Annotated in this window: 14 protein-coding genes; 9 read left to right on the forward strand and 5 right to left on the reverse strand. The window is 65.8% G+C overall.

Translation table 11 applies throughout. The features are described 5' to 3' along the window. Positions 1 to 196 precede the first annotated feature (196 nt). A complete protein-coding gene (locus IBL26_RS15295) occupies positions 197 to 1,081 on the forward strand; it encodes a hypothetical protein (RefSeq protein WP_187785369.1) in 885 nt (294 codons plus the stop codon). Between the two features lie 331 nt (positions 1,082 to 1,412). On the opposite strand, the gene IBL26_RS15300 is transcribed toward IBL26_RS15295, so the two are convergent. Both IBL26_RS15300 and IBL26_RS15305 read right to left on the reverse strand, forming a co-directional pair. Continuing rightward, positions 1,413 to 2,741: a tyrosine-type recombinase/integrase gene (locus IBL26_RS15300; RefSeq protein ID WP_187785370.1), complete on the reverse strand. Its 1,329-nt coding sequence runs from the start codon at positions 2,739 to 2,741 to the stop codon at positions 1,413 to 1,415. Between the two features lie 603 nt (positions 2,742 to 3,344). Further along, positions 3,345 to 4,643, reverse strand: a complete 1,299-nt coding sequence (locus IBL26_RS15305) for a tetratricopeptide repeat protein (RefSeq protein WP_187785371.1) — start codon at positions 4,641 to 4,643, stop codon at positions 3,345 to 3,347. A gap of 364 nt (positions 4,644 to 5,007) precedes the next feature. On the opposite strand from IBL26_RS15305, the gene IBL26_RS15310 reads away from it, so the two are divergent. Next, positions 5,008 to 5,568 (forward strand): GDSL-type esterase/lipase family protein, encoded by a 561-nt coding sequence (locus IBL26_RS15310; RefSeq protein ID WP_187785372.1) that lies wholly within the window; start codon positions 5,008 to 5,010, stop codon positions 5,566 to 5,568. 433 nt (positions 5,569 to 6,001) lie between these two features. On the opposite strand, the gene IBL26_RS15315 is transcribed toward IBL26_RS15310, so the two are convergent. Then, entirely contained in the window at positions 6,002 to 6,625 is a 624-nt protein-coding gene (locus IBL26_RS15315; RefSeq protein WP_187785373.1) for an FMN-binding negative transcriptional regulator, read from the reverse strand. 94 nt (positions 6,626 to 6,719) lie between these two features. Here IBL26_RS15315 and pdxR point away from each other — a divergent pair, with 94 nt between their 5' ends. After that, positions 6,720 to 8,195 carry a MocR-like pyridoxine biosynthesis transcription factor PdxR gene (pdxR, locus tag IBL26_RS15320; protein WP_187785374.1) on the forward strand — a complete coding sequence of 492 codons (1,476 nt, stop codon included), beginning with the start codon at positions 6,720 to 6,722 and terminating at the stop codon, positions 8,193 to 8,195. A gap of 145 nt (positions 8,196 to 8,340) precedes the next feature. On the opposite strand, the gene IBL26_RS25560 is transcribed toward pdxR, so the two are convergent. Next, positions 8,341 to 8,877 carry a glyoxalase superfamily protein gene (locus IBL26_RS25560; protein WP_187785375.1) on the reverse strand — a complete coding sequence of 179 codons (537 nt, stop codon included), beginning with the start codon at positions 8,875 to 8,877 and terminating at the stop codon, positions 8,341 to 8,343. Positions 8,878 to 9,203: 326 nt separating this feature from the next. Between IBL26_RS25560 and IBL26_RS15330 the strand changes: the two genes are divergently transcribed. The 6 genes from IBL26_RS15330 (at position 9,204) to IBL26_RS15355 (ending at position 16,251) form a co-directional block, all read left to right on the forward strand. Further along, a complete protein-coding gene (locus IBL26_RS15330; protein WP_187785376.1) occupies positions 9,204 to 10,358 on the forward strand; it encodes an AAA family ATPase in 1,155 nt (384 codons plus the stop codon). Between the two features lie 190 nt (positions 10,359 to 10,548). After that, positions 10,549 to 11,178: a Rossmann-fold NAD(P)-binding domain-containing protein gene (locus tag IBL26_RS15335; RefSeq protein WP_187785377.1), complete on the forward strand. Its 630-nt coding sequence runs from the start codon at positions 10,549 to 10,551 to the stop codon at positions 11,176 to 11,178. A 694-nt stretch (positions 11,179 to 11,872) separates the two neighbouring features. After that, positions 11,873 to 13,111, forward strand: coding sequence for a glycine betaine/L-proline ABC transporter ATP-binding protein ProV (proV, locus tag IBL26_RS15340; protein ID WP_187785378.1), 1,239 nt, complete (start codon positions 11,873 to 11,875; stop codon positions 13,109 to 13,111). Between the two features lie 13 nt (positions 13,112 to 13,124). Next, positions 13,125 to 14,051 (forward strand): ABC transporter permease, encoded by a 927-nt coding sequence (locus IBL26_RS15345; RefSeq protein WP_187785379.1) that lies wholly within the window; start codon positions 13,125 to 13,127, stop codon positions 14,049 to 14,051. A gap of 127 nt (positions 14,052 to 14,178) precedes the next feature. After that, entirely contained in the window at positions 14,179 to 15,072 is an 894-nt protein-coding gene (locus IBL26_RS15350; RefSeq protein WP_187785380.1) for a glycine betaine ABC transporter substrate-binding protein, read from the forward strand. Positions 15,073 to 15,231: 159 nt separating this feature from the next. Beyond that, positions 15,232 to 16,251 carry a DUF2891 domain-containing protein gene (locus IBL26_RS15355; RefSeq protein ID WP_187785381.1) on the forward strand — a complete coding sequence of 340 codons (1,020 nt, stop codon included), beginning with the start codon at positions 15,232 to 15,234 and terminating at the stop codon, positions 16,249 to 16,251. A gap of 133 nt (positions 16,252 to 16,384) precedes the next feature. Here IBL26_RS15355 and IBL26_RS15360 read toward each other — a convergent pair whose 3' ends face one another. Beyond that, on the reverse strand, positions 16,385 to 17,146 hold the full coding sequence (locus IBL26_RS15360; RefSeq protein ID WP_187785382.1) for a short-chain dehydrogenase/reductase: 762 nt from the start codon (positions 17,144 to 17,146) through the stop codon (positions 16,385 to 16,387). Positions 17,147 to 17,170 lie beyond the last annotated feature (24 nt).

The following is a 17,170-nucleotide window of genomic DNA, read 5'->3' on the forward strand; positions in this document are numbered from 1 at the left end:
GTGGTCTCCCACCCGGGCGGAACCGCCCGCCGCCGACGCGGCCACCTCAGGCACACTCGGTCAGGCGCTAGGCAGGCTGCCGCGTGTTGTCACGCAGAACCCCGCAGCCATCCAGGCAGTGTTTCTGGATCTCTCCGCACTGCCGAAGGCTGCTTGGCAAGATGGCCAGCTCTCGCCGGAGGCGTTCCGCCGCCTCATGCTGGCCGCCACAATGCCGCCCTTCAAGCCGCTCAGCATGCTGGGCTCCGCCTCGGCCTGGGAGCAGGCCAGCGGCATCCCCTTCGCCGCGCTGGACACGGTGACGGCCGTGGAGGACGTCGTGGCGATCTGGCGCCCACGCGACCCCGCCCGCATCCCCGCCCTGCAAACCCACATCCGCGGCCTCGGCTTCACCGCCACCCAGGGCGGCAGCCTGACCGCCGCCGAGGACACGCCCTTCACCCTGCGGATGCAGAACCCCTGGCTTGCGATGAAGCCCGGCCCCACGAGTGTCGGCAGGGACGGAGATGTTCTAATCCAGGCTGCCAGTCCAGCCGGCCTGCGGGCCTTTACCGCCGTGCCAGCCGCCGAAAGCGCCCTTGCCGACCCCGCCCTCCGGGTGGCGCTGTCCGGGCTCAACGCCCAACTCGGCCAGGGCCGCCTGGTCCAGGCCGCTATCTTCACCCCCGCCATGACGCTCCGCACCGGTGACCCTGCGCAGTTTATGGACATGACGCCGGGCCAATCCAGCGACGTCGTGCGCCGGCAGGCCGAGAGCGCCGGCCAGGGCCTGCCCCCCTACGCGCGCGGCATCATGGCCGATGTCGAGGGCGCGGCGGCGCCCGCCCTCCTGATCTCACTGGCCTACCCGGATTGCGGTACGGCGGAGGCCGCCCTCGCCCGCTTCGCCACGGCGTGGGAGGCATCGCCCCTCAACGCCGCCACCCCGTCGGACATCACCCGCAAAGCAGTGAGGGCCGAACAGGGCTGCGCGGCGGTCATAACGATCCAGCAAGAGCGGCCCGGCCTGCGCAACGTGCCCATGCAAAGCTTCCACGACGCCTACATGCGCCGCAACCCGACGCCGCTGGACATCCACTAAGGCACCCCACCGCACCCAGGACCCCGATGCCGCGCCGGCCTGCCCAGCGGCAAGCACCCGGCCGGCATCCTCTCCGCCGACGCGGCTCGCCTCTCCGCGTGCGGATCTCGCCATGTCATCCTGTGGATAGTTCCGACTGTTCCGACACGGTTCCGACATGTCGGAACAGCTCTAACATACTGAAATCTAAATCGGTTCCGACTGTTCCGACATGTTCCGACAGGGTGGCGTAAACCTCTAGGAAAAACACGTATCAGACGTGCATGCGTGCATGTCCCACATTCCCCATCTCAGAGCGTTTTTCCGCGTGAAAGAGTAGTTCCGTGTCGGATCACGTCGGAACGGGGCCCCCTGTGTCTGGCTGCTGAGGCTTGGAAAGGCACCACTCGGCCCAGGCTTCCATGAGGACACGTCGCTTCTCCAGCAGGTCCGAGCGTGCATAGGCGGCTTCCGCCTTGTTCCGGACGACATGTGCCAGGGCTGCCTCCGCCACGTCTCGCCCGTCCTGGCGGGTTTCTCCGGCCCAATCCCGGAAGGTGCTGCGGAAGCCATGCGGTACCACTGCCCGGCCCTCCACGTCCCGCCAGCGTGGCTGAGTTCCCCCTGCATCTTCGTTCATGCGACGGACCACGGCAGAGAGGGTCATGTCGGAGAGCGGGACCTTCCCCCGTGTGGGGCTAGGGAAGATCAGGCTGTCATGCCCCTTGGCGTCGCGCTGGGCGCTTCTCAGGATCTCGAGGGCGGCTGCGCAGAGAGGAACCCGATGCCGCCTCTTGGCCTTCATGCGCTCCGCCGGCACGGTCCAGACGGCTTCCTTCCAGTCGATCTCCTGCCATCTGGCTAGTCGGACCTCCCCTGTTCGGGCTGTGGTGAGGATGACGAAGGCCAGGGCTTGCACAGCCACGCCCGTACGGTCTGCAAGGGCCTGCATGAAGACCGGCATGTCCCGCCACGGGAGGGACGGGCGGTGCTCCACCCGCTTCACCCTCTGCGGCTTGGGGAGCACCTCGGCCAAGTGACCCCGCCATCGTGCCGGGTTTTCTTCCTGTCGCCATCCGCGCACCTTGGCGAAGTCCAGCACCGCCTCGATCCGTCCCCGTAGTCGGGAAGCTGTCTCGGGTGTCTTTGGCCAGATGGGGCGCAGCACAGACAGCACATCCTCGGTGTCGATCGTCCGCACATCCTTTTCGCCCAGGTGAGGGAAGGCATAGCTTCGCAATGTGGTTTCCCATTGCGCCCGATGCTTGGGGTTGCTCCAGCCGCTTTCGCGCTCCGCCAGCATGCTTTCTGTCACCGACTGGAACGTACGCACCGACACCACGTCTGCGGCTTCCTGGGCCTCCTGAGAGGCTTTCGCGGCATCGCGTTGGTCCAGGGGGTCGTGGCCGTCCCTCAGCATCCTGCGGGCTTCCGCAGCCTTCTCCCGAGCCTCTGCCAGGGTGACGCCGCCGAACCGTCCATCGGGATCCGCACCGCCTAGGCCCATCTCACGGTCACGCCCTTTCAGGCGGTACCGAAAGAGCCAGGATTTGCTACCCCCGGCCGTGATCTGAAGATAAAGCCCGCCGCCGTCCCCAACCCGAACAGGCCTGGTGATGCCTCCGGGATGCTTCGCGGCCGCAACGCCCTTCGCGGTCAGGCCTGTGCTTCTACAAGCCATGGAATCCTAGCCCGCGCTTTCTCCGCCATTGGGTTTCTACCCCCAAGGCTACCCCCAAACGGGCTTGCGCTTGCCATGGATGCCCATAGATCAGCGTAGACGACTGTAGACTGTAAGTGATTGAATCCATGCGGGAATAAAACACGCCCATGGATTTCTGTGGAGTCCCGTAGACTCGGGAATGGCACCCACCCTCTCCGCCAACCTATTGATATCGTTGAGAAGGCCGCACCGAGACTGCCTTGGGCGCCCCTGTGCTCCAAAATGGGGCTCCAAAGTGGAGTTCATTCGCTATCTCCGCCAGCACCCTAAGACCGGGCTGCTGCACTACCGGCGCGTCATTCCAGCCCACCTTCGGCTCCATCTCGGGGGTGGAAATATTTCGCATGGCCTTGGCCGAGAGGCCTCAGCCGCGAACTTTCAAGCTGGAGCCGGGCTTTGAATTCATGGATGTCCCCGCTCCCGCGCACAGCTTCCCAAGCTCTTCACCGTTTCCGTTTCAGCCGCCTGGGACGCCTTTTTGCTCTCACCAAGCTAAACTGGGTGGTTAACTGGACAGTGCGTAAGGGAAATCCAAACGGGCGGTGGCCTTAACCAGGCAGGCTAAACGACCTGAATTTCCGTCGCTACTTTGCAATCAGATTCCGCTTGAAGTGCTTCCAACTGTGCCACAAGCGCTGGTCTGGCATTTCTCCCTGCACGTAAGCGGTTCAGCAAAACGTCCAAACCGACTTCTGTCTGAGCAAAGAGCCGTTTCGCTGCACTTATTGTCCAGGCGTCATCACCTGATGCCAGCGAGATTTCAAGAAGTCGACGAAGGTACGACAGGTTCGTCGGGTCGGAATCGATAGCCTCGTTTTCTGCTTGAATGGCTTCTTCAAAGTGGCCGGCCCTTGATAGGAGTGCAGCCGCCGCATGCATCACATGATTCAGGCGAAGCGCCTTGCGTTGATCTGCCGGCATGGTGCGAGCTGCGTCGACGCACTTACGTGCAAAATCTCCAGCTGCGACGAATTCATTTTTTGCTCTCAGTACCGCTGCAAGATGGATGTAACAGCGCACAACCTCCTCGCGCGGCAGAACGTCTGCATATTTTTCGAGAATTGCTAATGACCAGGACTGGTGTCTGTCAATCGCCACCTGTGCAACATGGCGTGGCCGCATTGGGTGCAGGCGGCGCCCAATCAGAATGCGCCTCTTCAAAGACTGAATATCTTGCTTCAGGCAGGCAGAAATCATGTCGGTCGCTGCAGCCGTGTTGGCGAAGGCGCCGATGCTGTGGTGACCTGTCATGGCGACATTCAGGAGATTTGCTTGCGGGCATACGCCGTGAATGAGCTCGACATGTTTCACGTCGGGCTTTTCGAATTGATCGTAAAATAAATACACATGTCCAGAAATATCTGCGGCCTTGATCTCCATTCCGTCATGTATTTTCTGATCGTGATGCGGAGTAAATCGATGATCGAAAGCTTCAACGACTGACGGCGAAATTGAATATTGTGGGCAGAAAGCAGCGACAGCTGTCGCGTTCAGTAACCGACTATATTTTAATGCAGCATACGCGCCCATGGAATTTCCGTAGCACAGGCGGGTCTCATATGACGCGAGAAGGCTCCGCAGATGGTCTTCTGCCTTATGCATCGAAATGGCGGGAAACCAGTTCGGCCTCTTTGCTACGAAGCCAAGCCCGCTAATCTCCGATTTGCGGCAAAGATTGCGCGCCCAGAAAGTGTCTCCGTCCATTTTAAAAAGCATGTTGCTAAAATTGACGAGCAAAGTGTTCGACTTGGAAGGAAAAAATACAACTCGTAGATGGTGATCATCATAGACAATTTGGCTGACCCCGATGGGGCCATCTAGGAGTATGGAGCGTGCCGTTGGTTGGAGCATCATAGCCACCTCGTCGCCTTACCATTACTTCTACCAATTTTAACTTAGCGTAATTCGAGGAGCAGTCTAGTCTTTGTTGCGTCGCACAAGATGCGGGCTGTACGCTAAACCGCTGGCTCTGCGGCGTGATCCGGGCTCCATCTGCCTTGGTGCTCGGGCTTCTCACCCTGTTGAAGGCAAACCAATTTGCGCCCACAAAGGTACGTCCATGAACGTCTGGCAATTCACCGCTTCAGTTCTGGCGCTGACTTGTACTGTGCAGTCAGTTTCGGCAGACGATTCGCGGAGTCTGGGGGTGCCTCAAGAAAGCGAAGTTTGGCGAGCTCGCCTCGAAGCTACAAACCGAATTAGGTCTCAGGCTGATCCCTCACGCGTGCGAGTCGTGTTTCTTGGCGATTCCATCACTCGCGAATGGCCGAACGATATCTGGAACGAAAATTTTGCTTCGCTTGGCGCCGTGAATTTGGGCTTAGCCGGAGACCGCATCGAAAGTCTTCTATGGCGCCTGGTTCACGGTCAATGGGGTGTCGGATCGGATGCTTTAAGACCCAGCGTCGCAGTCGTTCTCATAGGGACGAATAACCTGGGTTCCACTAGCAGATCCGAAGATCTGGCTAGCGGCATCAGCGCAATAGTCAGATTGATCCGAGAACGTTCTCCGAAGACGGTGGTTCTGACCTTAGGCTTACTTCCTCGCCGTTCCACTGACGAACGGACCTCGCGGCTCATTGCTGAGACAAATCAGCGGCTATCAACGCAGGCAGATGGCATAAACGTGGTTTATGCCGATATTGGCGCCGATCTGGCACGTTATCCTGATCAGGTGCGCGAAGATTTCTTTAGAGACGACGTGCATCTTTCGGAAGAAGGTTATCGTAAGATGGCCGGAGCGCTTCAGCCGCTCGTTTTTCGACTCATGAAATCAGCAATGTAATTAGCTATACTTCGTCTTCCGTTGTTATAGGCTGCTTGCCTTTTCCGAAAACTTAGCTAACCACGCGGTGGCCCTGCCGGCCTTGACTCTTTTGTGTTATCCGCATTGGACGGGCGCCAGGTCGAAGCGCATTTACATGGGATTACCCATGAAGCTACCAATTCTTGGCCAAATTACTTTGGCTGAGCGACAGTCACTATCCGCCGTATCTTGTCGGGCGGACTTTACGCTGCAATGACCCCACCACTGCCTCGGTGTTGATCCTGTAGCTTGATCCAGGGCTCAGCATGGCTCGGGTATCGCGGACACTTTCGTCCAACTGACTCTTGCCGTCATCAGGCGCTTCTCGAACAGGAGCTTGTTGCCTCATGTACTAGCGAGAAAATGCGCCGTGCGTGGCGGGAAGAGGGTTCCTGTTCGGACCCCACGAGGCTCAGACCGGGATCAGCTTCGCCGCGTCGCGCTCGGAGGCCCGGTCACTCCCGGCCAGCCCGGCGGCGACGCCCTGGCGGTCGGCCTCGGAGCGGTTCTGGCTCATCTTGCGCTTACCCTCCAGCCGCGTGATCGGCAGCCGCAGGCCGATGATGCCGCGAAGCTGGGCGCGGATGAAGTTCTCCGGCGCATCGGTCACCGCCCACGGCCTGGGGCGGGATTGTTCGTGCAGGTTGGTCAGGCGCGTGACGATGTCGAGCAGCCGGTCCGCATCCTCGAAGAATTCCACCGGGCCATAGGCGTGGACCGCGACGTAGTTCCAGGTCGGCACCACCTTGTGGTGCTCCAGCTTGGACGGGTACCAGGTGGGGCTGACATAGGCGTCCGGCCCCATGAACAGGGCCATGGCGTCGCCTGTGGACGGCTGCTTCCACTGCGGGTTCGCACGCGCCAGGTGCCCATACAGCGTGCCGTGCGGGCCTTCCTCCGGCGCCAGGAACAGCGGCAGCGGCGTGGCCACCAGCCCCTCGGCAGTGGCGGTGACGAGGTTGGCCAGGCGGGCTTCCCGCATAGTCGCGTGCACGGCGGCAAGGTCGTCCTCATGGAAGGCGGGCGGGACATACATGGGGCAGGGGCTCCTCGATCGGGCTGGACCGTGCCTGCGCTTTGGCCCAGAAGAAACATCCAGTTTCCCGCGAAATGAAAGGGCCAGTTTCGCCATGGCATCCGGTGCCCCGGCACAGGCGCGAACCACCCGGCGGATCTGCGATGCCATCAAGGACCAGATCACCGCCGGTATGATCGGCCCCGGTGCGCTGCTGCCTTCCACCCGCGCTCTGGCGGCGGAGTGGGGCGTGTCCCGCACCACGGTGACGGCCGCCTACGAACAGCTCCTGGCGGAAGGCTATGTGGAGACGCGGCAGGGTGCCCGGGCACGTGTGGCGCAGGGCCTCGGCCGACAGGAGTCACCGGCGGCGGAGGCGCCCGCCCTTCCGGGAGGCACCGCGCGACTCTCGGCCTTCGGGCGGCGTTTGGAAAGTTTCGCGTTGCCACTTGCGATCGACGTGAATCCTCTGGTGGCGGATTTCCGCTATGGGGACCTGTCGTCGGCGGATTTCCCTGTCCTTGCCTGGAGAAAAGCGGTCACACGGGCCATCCTGCACCGCCAGCCGCGCCTGCGCTACGACGATCCCTGCGGTGCTTCCCGCCTCCGCATCGCCTTGCAGGGCTATCTATGGCGTGCGCGGGGCCTGCGCTGCGCGGTGGAGCAGATCATCGTGGTCAACGGCTCGCAGCAGGGGCTGGATCTCTGCGCGCGCCTGCTGCTCGACCCTGGCCAGCAGGCGGTTATGGAGGACCCTGGCTACAGCCTTGCGCGCCAGGTCTTCCTGGCGCTGGGCTCGGAGATCATGCCCGCGCCGGTGGACCGGGAGGGGATGCGGACCGATGGCCTGCCCGGTGAGGCGCGGCTCGCCTATGTCACGCCCTCGCACCAGTTTCCGCTGGGCGTGGTGATGTCGGCCGGTCGGCGCCGGGAGTTGCTTGCCTGGGCACGGCGCAGTGCTGCCTATGTGGTGGAGGACGATTACGACAGCGAGTACCGCTTCGACATCGCGCCCGTCCCGCCGCTCCAGGCGCTGGATGAGGCCGGGCGGGTCATCTATCTCGGCACGGTGTCCAAGACGCTCTCGCCCACTCTGCGTCTTGGCTATCTCGTCGTCCCGGCGGGGCTCGCCAATTCCTTCGCCAAGGCCAAGCGTCTGGCGGACCGGCATGCGCCGGGGCTGGAGCAGGAAGCGCTGGCGGACCTCATCGAGAGCGGCGCCTATGAGCGGCATGTCCGCCGCGTTCGCCGCCGGAACGCCGAGCGCCGCGCCGGCCTGCTGGCGGCACTCTCCACCCGCCTGGGCGATGCGGTGAGCGTGGTCGGCGCCGATGCCGGGCTGCATGTCGTCGCCTGGCTGAACCAGGTGCCGCAGGGGCGGGAGGATGCGCTGATCGCCCGGGCCCGGGCGGCGGGGATCGGCCTGTATCCGGTGAGTCCGCTTTATGCCGCCGCCGCGCCGCCGGACCGGCCCGGCGTCGCGGGGCTGGTGATCGGCTATGCCGGCCTCGACAAGCGGACCATCGACCGTGGCATCCAACTGCTCGGTGCGCTGTTGGATGACATCGCGGCTGAGGACAGCGAGCGATAGGGCTACCGGCAGGGGTTTTAGCGGCGTCGGCGGCGAGCCGGTGCGCGTGGCCTGATGTCTCTACACTGGCCACGGGCGCCGCGCCGCCCAAGGGGTGGCGGGGGCCCAGGGCAGACATGGGGCGAGCCAGGCCCGCCCGGCGGCTTCATCCGCCCGGCTTGTCCTGGCAGAAGCGGATGCGGTTGCTGAACGGGTCCGTCACCGTCATCACCAGGCCCCAGGCTTCGTCCTCCACGCCCGGCTTGCCGTGCTTGTAGTTCCGGCCTGCAAGTTCCTGTTGGTAGGCCCCGATCCCCTGCATCCGCACGAACACTGTGGAGCCCGGCGTCGCGTCCCCATGATGGCCGCTGAGATGCAAGGTCAACCCCGCGCGGGAGACCTGGGCGTAGAGCGGGAAGTTGTCGCCGAAGCGATGTTCCCAATCCAGCTGGAAGCCAAGGAAGCCCAGATAGAACTCCCTGGCGATCGTCTCGTCGAAGATGCGCAGGATGGGGCAGGTCTGGCTGAAACGAATGCCGTCCGTGGCGGGCGCGTTCTCCGCCGCCAGGATGTTCCAGTTGGCGACGCCGTGTTGGGCCGCCACGATGTCCAGCGCCGCCCCGTGCGTGATCGGGATCTGGCGCTCCTGCAACGCGGCGCGCAGGGCCTTCGCCATGGCCTTAGGCTCAAGATGGGAACGCATGGTCTTCCTCGGGTTGGGCAAATGGTCGTCAGGGCTCGCGTTGCTGACGCATTCGCCCTCGGGGAAGGAGATGCGGCGCGGAGATGTGATGACGCTTTCACCATCCCCTTGCGGGGGCGAGCGGCGGGCAGCGTCGGCCCTGCCGCGACCATAGGCTGCGCCTTCCGCCGCAGCAACCGGGGCCGCTGGCGGTCGGCCCCGAGGCAGTCTGATGTGGCCGCTGGGCGTCTTCCCGGGCGGGGTGCCGGTGCGCCATCAGGCGCCGCGTGGCATCATTGGCGCCGGCGCCTGGTGCGGTGCCGGCAAGGCCGCGGAAGGAACATGGATTGATCACTACGCTGGCCGTCAGCGGCTATCGCTCGCTCCGCGAACTGGTGGTGCCGGTTGGGCGCCTGACGATCGTCACGGGCGCCAATGGCAGTGGCAAGAGCAGCCTCTACCGCGCGCTGCGCCTGCTGGCGGAGGCGGCGCAGGGCCGCCTCGTCGGCACGCTGGCGGCCGAGGGCGGCCTGTCCTCGACGCTCTGGGCCGGCCCGCAGACCATCGGGCACAGCGTGCGCGCCGGGCTGCATCCGGTGCAGGGGACGGTGCGGAAGGGCCCGGTCAGCCTGCGGTTGGGCTTCGCCGGCGACGAGTACGGCTATGCCATCGACCTGGGCCTGCCGAGCCCGGGCCACCCGTTCCCGCTCGACCCCGCGATCAAGCTGGAGACGATGTGGACCGGCCCGATGCTCGGCCGCGCCAACCGCTTCGCCGAGCGCCATGGCCCCCTCGTGCGGCTGCGCCGGGCCAGCGATGGGACCTGGCGCGAGGTGATGACCAACCTGTCGCCGTTCGACTCCATGGTGACGCATTGCGCCGACCCGGATGACGGAGCCGAGCTCTTCAGCACGCGGGAGCGGATGCGGAACTGGCGTTTCTACGACGCGCTGCGCACCGATCCGGAGGCCCCCGCGCGGCGCCCGCAGGTGATGACCTACACCCCGGTGCTGGCTGGTGACGGCGCCGACCTCGCCGCCGCGATCGCCACCATCCAGGCCATTGGCGACGTGGCGGCGCTGGAGGACGCGGTGGAGCACGCCTTCCCGGGTGCGCGGCTGGAGATCGGGGCAGGGAATGGCGGCCCCGGCCTGCTGCTGCACCAGCACGGATTGCTGCGCCCGCTGGGCGTGGCCGAGCTGTCCGACGGCACGCTGCGCTACCTGCTGCTGCTGGCCGCGCTGCTCTCGCCCCGGCCACCGGATCTGATGGTGTTGAACGAGCCGGAGGCGAGCCTGCATCCCTCCCTGATGCCGCCTCTCGCGCGCCTTCTGGCGGCGGCATCGCGCCGCTGCCAGATCGTGGTCGTCAGCCATAACCAGGACCTGATCGAGGCTTTGCGGATCGAGGGCGATGCCGAACAGGTCAAGCTGCACAAGGAACTCGGCGAGACGGTTGTGCCGGAGCTGGATGCGCCACGCTGGGCCTGGCCGAAGCGATAGGACTGGCATGGCCGATGCATGCGGAGGCAGGGGCGGCTGGCGCAATGCGTCGAATAAGGCCTAGCCTCGCCTGGACTGCAATGTTGCAAACCGCATGGCGCAGCGCGGCCTTGTCGCCGGCGCATGATTGCCGACTGGCGGGATGGCGCGCTGCCCCCGTTGGCATCGGAACCGAAGGAATCCTCGTGCGATGAAATTATTGCTGGTGGGTTCGACCGGGCTGGTCGGGCAGCATGTCCTGGAGCTCGCGCTGGCCGACCCACGGGTCATCCAGGTCGTGGCCCTGGCGCGCCGCCCGCTGCCGGAGCATCCGAAGCTGGTGGCACCGATCGTGGATTTCGAGCGGCTGCCGGAGGACGCAGCGTGGTGGGGCGCCGATGCGGTGATCTGCGCCCTGGGGACCACGATACGCGCCGCCGGTTCGCGCGAGGCGTTCAGCCGGGTGGACAAGGACTACCCGCTGGCGGTCGGCCGGCTGGCACTCCGCCACGGGGCGGAATGCTATGTGCTGAACTCGGCCATGGGGGCGGACCCGTCCTCGCGCTTCTTCTACAACCGCGTGAAGGGGGAGCTGGAGCGGGAGCTGGGCGCGCTTGGCTACCGCAGCCTCGTTCTCGCGCGCCCGGGGCTGATCGGCGGGCAGCGCCAGCAGGCCCGGCCCGGCGAGCGCGTGGCGAGCCTGGTGCTAAGCGCGTTGGCGCCGGTGCTGCCGAGGCGCCTGCGGATCAACCCCGCAGGGCGGATCGCCCGCGCGATGCTGGACGCGGCCATCGCGGCACGCCCCGGCCGGCATGTCATCGGTTCGGCCGAACTGAACTGAGCGGCCCCGCCGCAGTCAGCCCGCGGAACCGCGTGCCGCCGCTGGGCGCCTGAGCCGGGAGGCTGCCGGCGCGGGCCTGGTGCCGGCGCGGTGGTGCCCAGCGGGAACGCGGCATTGGGAAGGGGCAGGGGCACGGCGCGATGCCAGTGGCGTTGCTGTTCGAAGCCGAGTGATGCTCGATCTTCCAGGACGGCGACACCGACACAGTAACGGCGGGTCTGCATGGGCCCTTGCGGCCACCGGCTGCGCCTTGGGCGCTGCCGGCGCCTGCAGAGAATATCTGGCAGAAATTCGTTGTGGCCACGTCTCTGCTGATGAATCGGGGCCTTGCTGACAAGAATTGGCAGGGGCTTGGTTTCAAAAACCTGTAGGTAGGGAAACCAATGCCGATGCGTGATGTGTTTATCGATCTTCATGTATTCATCGGAAGTGCTGGAAATGGACAAGTTGCCGCAAGAAATTCTTCCTTGTGGGCTTGCGTGTCGGGAATTTCATCACATTAGACTGGACATCGGAAAAACGATGTTCTAGAAGCACCGCAACAAAGCAGGCGTCGGCACAGGATTACGTCAAAAATATGGCAGGACAGCGCAGCCGCTGGCCCCTGCTTGGCGTCGTTCCGTATCGTCGTCTTTGGATCGAAACAGATGGAGGTGTGTGCCCCCGCCCGGCGGACGGCAGACCATATTCAACAATGGAAATTGCGAACCCGACGACCGGTGATGCCGCCGTTGAACCCCAGCCGAAGATTGCGCTCCGCAACGTCTTCAAGGTGTTCGGCAGCAACCCCGAAGCCGCCGTTCAGATGGTCCATGACGGTCGCAGCAAAGACGAGATTCACGCCGAGACCGGATGCACGGTCGGCGTCAACAACGCGACCTTCGATATTCATGCCGGCGAGATCTTCGTCATCATGGGGCTCTCGGGCTCCGGCAAATCCACCCTCCTGCGCCTGATCAACCGGCTCATCGAAGCCAGCGCGGGGGAGATCCTGGTCGATGGCCAGGACGTGACCAAGATGTCCAAGCAGGAGCTGACCGAGCTCCGCCGCCGTGACATGAGCATGGTCTTCCAATCCTTTGCCCTGCTGCCCAACCGCACGGTGCTGGAAAACGCTGCCTTCGGCCTGGAAGTGGCCGGGGTGCCGGAAGCCGAGCGGCGCCAGAAGGCGCTGGCGGCCCTGCAGGGCGTCGGCCTCGGCGCCTATGCGGACAGCCGGCCGGACCAGCTCTCGGGCGGCATGAAGCAGCGTGTCGGCCTCGCGCGCGCCTTGGCGAGCGAGCCCACCGTGCTGCTGATGGATGAGGCGTTCTCCGCCCTCGACCCGCTGATCCGCACCGAGATGCAGGACGAGCTGCTGCGCCTGCAATCCGAGCAGAGCCGCACCATCGTCTTCGTCAGCCATGACCTGGACGAGGCCATGCGCATCGGCGACCGCATCGCCATCATGCAGCACGGCGTCGTCGTGCAGGTCGGCACGCCGGACGAGATCGTGATGAACCCGGCGAATGACTACGTCCGCTCGTTCTTCCGCAATGTCGATGTCTCCCAGGTGTTCCGCGCCGGCGACATCGCGCGGGAGACGCAGGTGACGCTGATCGAGCGCAAGGGCCAGGCCGTCGCCTCGGCGCTGGAGCGGATGCGCCGGCATGACCGCGACATCGCCATCGTCGTCGGGCGGGACAAGAAGTATCACGGCATGGTCAGCGCCGAATCGCTTTCCCGCGCCGCCCGCAATGGCGATGCAGACCCGTATCACCGTGCCTTCCTGACGGATGTGGAGCCGATCGGCGCCGCCGAGACCCTCTCCGACGTCATGGGCCGCGTGGCGCAGAGCGCCTTCCCGGTTCCCGTCATCGACGACAACCGCCGTTACCTGGGCTCGATCAGCAAGTCAGCGCTGCTGATGTCGCTGGATCGCTCGGGCAACTAAGGGGCAGATGAACATGCAGGATTATAACCTGGGCATCGGCGATGGCGCCGATGCCGTGGTCAACTACGTGTTGGACCACTTCATGCCGGTGCTGGATGCGATCTCCGCCGCCATCGGCTTTGTCACCGACGGCATCCAGGGTGCGCTGACCAGCCTGCCCGCCGCCGTCGCCATCGCGCTCATCGCCCTGCTGGCGCTGTGGCGCGTGGGGTGGAAGTTCGCCATCTTCGCCGTCGCCTCCCTGCTGCTGATCGTCAGCATGGGGTTGTGGGACCGCACGATGGAGACGCTGTCCCTGGTGCTGGCCGCCACCGTGGTCGCCATCGTCATCGGCGTGCCGCTCGGCATCGGCATGGCGCGCAGCGCGTGGATGCAGCTGGCGCTGCGTCCGGTGCTGGACCTGATGCAGACCATGCCGGCCTTCGTGTACCTGATCCCCGCCGCCATGTTCTTCGGCCTGGGCGCGGTGCCGGGCACCATCGCCACGGTCATCTTCTCCATGCCGCCGGTGGTGCGCCTGACCAATCTGGGCATCCGCCAGGTGCATGCGGAATTCATCGAGGCCGGCCAGGCCTTCGGCTGCACGCCGACGCAGCTGCTGGTGAAGGTGCAGATCCCGAACGCGCTGCCCTCCATCATGGCCGGCATCAACCAGACCATCATGCTGTCGCTCTCCATGGTCGTCATCGCGTCCATGATCGGCGCCGGTGGCCTGGGCAACACGGTGCTGACGGGTATCCAGCGCCTGGATGTCGGCACCGGCTTCGAGGGCGGCCTGGCCGTCGTCGTGCTCGCCGTGCTGTTGGACCGCCTGACCCAGAGCTTCGGCCAGAAGGGTGCCGGCTTCAGCCTGCGCCAGCTCTTCGCCAGCCGGGCCGCGAAGCCGGCCGCCGAGCCCGCCGGCCAGCCCATGGCGCAGCCCGCCATCCGCGGCAGCTGAACGCGGCGCATACCGCCGATCCACGCCGGGGCCACGCCCCGGCGTTCCAGCCCAACGCATGACCGTCGCCCGGGCCCGTTGGCCCCTGGTGGCGGCGTTCTGCAGTTCGAAGAATAAAGGAGCCACAATGCTGCTCAACAAGCGCGCTTTCCTCGGCCTGTCCGCCGGCCTCGCCCTTTCCTCCACCGGCCTGTTCAAGCCGGCGCTGGCGCAGTCCGGCAAGACCATCAAGATCGGCTTCGCCCCCTGGGCGGATGCGGAATTCGTCACCAAGCTGGCGGCCAAGCTGATCGAGACCCGGCTGAACACCAAGGTGGAGCTGGTGCAGACCGACGTGGCGCCGCTGTACCAGGGCATCACCCGTGGCGATGTGGACGTGATGCTGATGGCCTGGCTGCCGCAGACCCATGCGGATTACTGGAAGCGCGTGGAAGGCAAGGTCGAGGAGCTCGGCCCGCTCTACACCGGCGCCAAGCTGGGCTGGGTCGTGCCGTCCTACGTGCCGGAGAGCGAGGTGGCCTCCATCGCCGACCTGGCGAAGCCTGAGGTGCGCAGCAAGCTCAGCGGCCGCATCCAGGGCATCGAGCCGGGTGCGGGCCTGACGCGCCTCTCCAACGAAGCAGTCAAGAAGTACGGGCTGGACTACACGCTGCAGGAATCCAGCGAGGCCGCCATGCTGACCACGGTGGACCGCGCCATCCGTGGCGAGCGCTGGATCGTCGCCACGGCCTGGAGCCCGCATTGGATGTTCGGCAAGTACGACCTGCGCTACCTGGCCGACCCCGAGGGTGCGTTGGGCGCGGAGGAGCGCGTGGTGGGCATCGCCCGCAAGGGCTTCGGTGCCGAACACGCCCAGGCCGACGCCTTCCTGAAGCGCCTGAACCTGCCGCTGGCCGAGCTGGAAAGCGGCATGCTGGATGCGCAGGACACCGACTATGCCAAGGCGGTGGACAAGTACATCGCCGACCACGCCGCCCGGGTGAACCACTGGGTGACGGGCGAGGGCCAGGCCCCGGCCTGAGCCGGCGGCCAGAGCCACAAACCAGGACGACCAGCGGCGCCGGGGGGAAACCTCCGGCGCCGTTTTCATGGGGGAAGATGCGGCCTCCTTGTCATCGGCGCCGCGCTGGGGGACACAATCGGGGCTGATGCCGCGCTGGCCGATGCCGTGAGGACCACAATGCGCCCGACCCTGACCGAAGACATCGCCAACAGCTACGCCGCCATCGCCCTGGGCCATGTGGAGCGGGAATGGCCCAACAGACCGGACCAGACCATGGCCGGGCCGCAGCATGTCCGCACGCCGTCCGAACTACATCCGGTGTTCTACGGCAGCTATGACTGGCATTCCTGCGTGCACAGCTACTGGATGCTGGCGCGGCTGCTGCGGCGCTTCCCGCGCATGGCGCGCGCCGGCGAGATCCGCGCGTTGTTCGACCGGCGGCTGGTGGCCGCGTCCATCGCCGTGGAATGCGCCTACCTGGCCGATCCGGGCGAGCTCGGCTTCAAGCGCCCCTATGGCTGGGCCTGGATGCTGAAGCTGGCGACGGAGTTGCGCGCGCTGCCGGAACCCCGCTGGGCCGAAGCATTGGCACCGTTGGCGGCGATCTTCGCCGACCGCTTCCGCGGCTTCCTGCCGGTGGCGACCTATCCGGTGCGGGTCGGCACCCATTTCAACACGGCCTTCGGCCTGCGCATGGCGGCCGATTTCGCCAGCGCCACCCAGGATGATGCGCTTATGGCGCTGCTGCGGGAGACCGCGCTGCGCTGGTACGGCCAGGATACCGACTGCCCCGCCTGGGGCGAGCCCGGCGGCGACGACTTCCAGTCCTCCGCGCTGATCGAGGCCGAGTGCATGCGCCGCCTGCTGCCGCCAGCGCGGTTCCTGCCATGGTTCGACCGCTTCCTGCCCCGCCTGGCGCGGGCCGAGCCCGCGACGCTGTTCCAGCCCGCCACGGTGACGGACCGCAGCGATGGCAAGATTGCGCATCTGGACGGGCTCAATCTCAGCCGGGCCTGGTGCTGGAACGCGCTGGCGGCGGCCCTGCCGGCCGGCGATGCCCGGTGGCCGCTGCTGGATGACGCCGCCGCCCGGCACCTGGCCGCCGGCCTGCCGCATCTGAGCGGCGATTATATGGGCGAGCACTGGCTGGCCAGCTTCGCCGTGCTGGCGCTGGAGGCCGGGCTGGCTGACGCCTGAAAGGCTGTCTCAGCGGCGTCGGGGGCGGCGCATACGCGACAGCCATGTTGGTCAGATGTCCTGGCCCCGCCCTTTGCACGTTGGAATGGCAAATCCGGCCGCGCCCTCGGTCAGCAGGCGCGTGGAGCAGTCGTCAGCCGCCGCCGTCGATCGTCAGCACCGTGCCGGAGGTGTAGCCGGAGCGCGGGCTGGCCAGGAAGGCGATGGCATCGCCGATCTCCGCCGGGTGCGCCGGGCGGGCGAAGGGCATGTCCTGGAACATCTCCTGCCAGCGCTCGGCATCGCCCAGCGTGGTCTCGGCCCAGTGGCGCGCCAGCATGGTCTGCCGGTCCGTCGCCACCGGGCCGGGATTGATGCCGACGACGCGCAGCCCGTCCTTGTGGCTGCCACGTCCCAGCGCGCGGGTGAAGGCCATCAGCGCCGCGTTGCCGCTGGCGCCGGCGATGTAGGCGGTGGGGAATTTCTCGCCGGCGGCGCCGATGACGTTGACGATGACGCCGCGCCCCCGGGCCGCCATGCGCGGGTACAGGGCGCGGGTCAGCGAGATGAAGCCGAAGACCTTCAGGTCCCACGCCTGCCGCCAGCGGTCGTTCTCCACCTGCTGCAGCGTGCCGGGCGGGATGGCACCGGCATTGTTGACCAGCAGGTCCAGCTCGCCCACCGCATCGGCCAGGCGCTGCACTTCTTCCTCCCGCGACAGGTCCGCCGGCAGGGTCTGCACCGCCACCTGGTATTCGCCGCGCAGGGTGCTGGCGGCGGCATCCAGCGTGGCGGGGTCTCGCGCCACCAGCAGCAGGCTGCACCCTTCGGCCGCCAGCGCCCGTGCCGCCGCCAGGCCGATGCCCTTTGAGCCGCCGGTTACCACCGCCCGCCAACCCTGCATGCCGAGGTCCATCTGCGTGTCCTTCCCTGTCGGCGC

It is taken from the genome of Teichococcus aerophilus, assembly GCF_014490485.1.
GTDB lineage: Bacteria > Pseudomonadota > Alphaproteobacteria > Acetobacterales > Acetobacteraceae > Pseudoroseomonas > Pseudoroseomonas aerophila.

Excerpts from the sequence above, each read along its gene's own strand:
- IBL26_RS15295 (WP_187785369.1), top strand. The coding sequence starts at position 197 with ATGCTGGCCGCCACAATGCCGCCCTTCAAGCCGCTCAGCATGCTGGGC.
- IBL26_RS15300 (WP_187785370.1), bottom strand. The coding sequence starts at position 2,741 with ATGGCTTGTAGAAGCACAGGCCTGACCGCGAAGGGCGTTGCGGCCGCG.
- IBL26_RS15315 (WP_187785373.1), bottom strand. The coding sequence starts at position 6,625 with ATGTATGTCCCGCCCGCCTTCCATGAGGACGACCTTGCCGCCGTGCAC.
- pdxR (WP_187785374.1), top strand. The coding sequence starts at position 6,720 with ATGGCATCCGGTGCCCCGGCACAGGCGCGAACCACCCGGCGGATCTGC.
- IBL26_RS25560 (WP_187785375.1), bottom strand. The coding sequence starts at position 8,877 with ATGCGTTCCCATCTTGAGCCTAAGGCCATGGCGAAGGCCCTGCGCGCC.
- IBL26_RS15335 (WP_187785377.1), top strand. The coding sequence starts at position 10,549 with ATGAAATTATTGCTGGTGGGTTCGACCGGGCTGGTCGGGCAGCATGTC.
- proV (WP_187785378.1), top strand. The coding sequence starts at position 11,873 with ATGGAAATTGCGAACCCGACGACCGGTGATGCCGCCGTTGAACCCCAG.
- IBL26_RS15345 (WP_187785379.1), top strand. The coding sequence starts at position 13,125 with ATGCAGGATTATAACCTGGGCATCGGCGATGGCGCCGATGCCGTGGTC.
- IBL26_RS15350 (WP_187785380.1), top strand. The coding sequence starts at position 14,179 with ATGCTGCTCAACAAGCGCGCTTTCCTCGGCCTGTCCGCCGGCCTCGCC.
- IBL26_RS15355 (WP_187785381.1), top strand. The coding sequence starts at position 15,232 with ATGCGCCCGACCCTGACCGAAGACATCGCCAACAGCTACGCCGCCATC.
- IBL26_RS15360 (WP_187785382.1), bottom strand. The coding sequence starts at position 17,146 with ATGGACCTCGGCATGCAGGGTTGGCGGGCGGTGGTAACCGGCGGCTCA.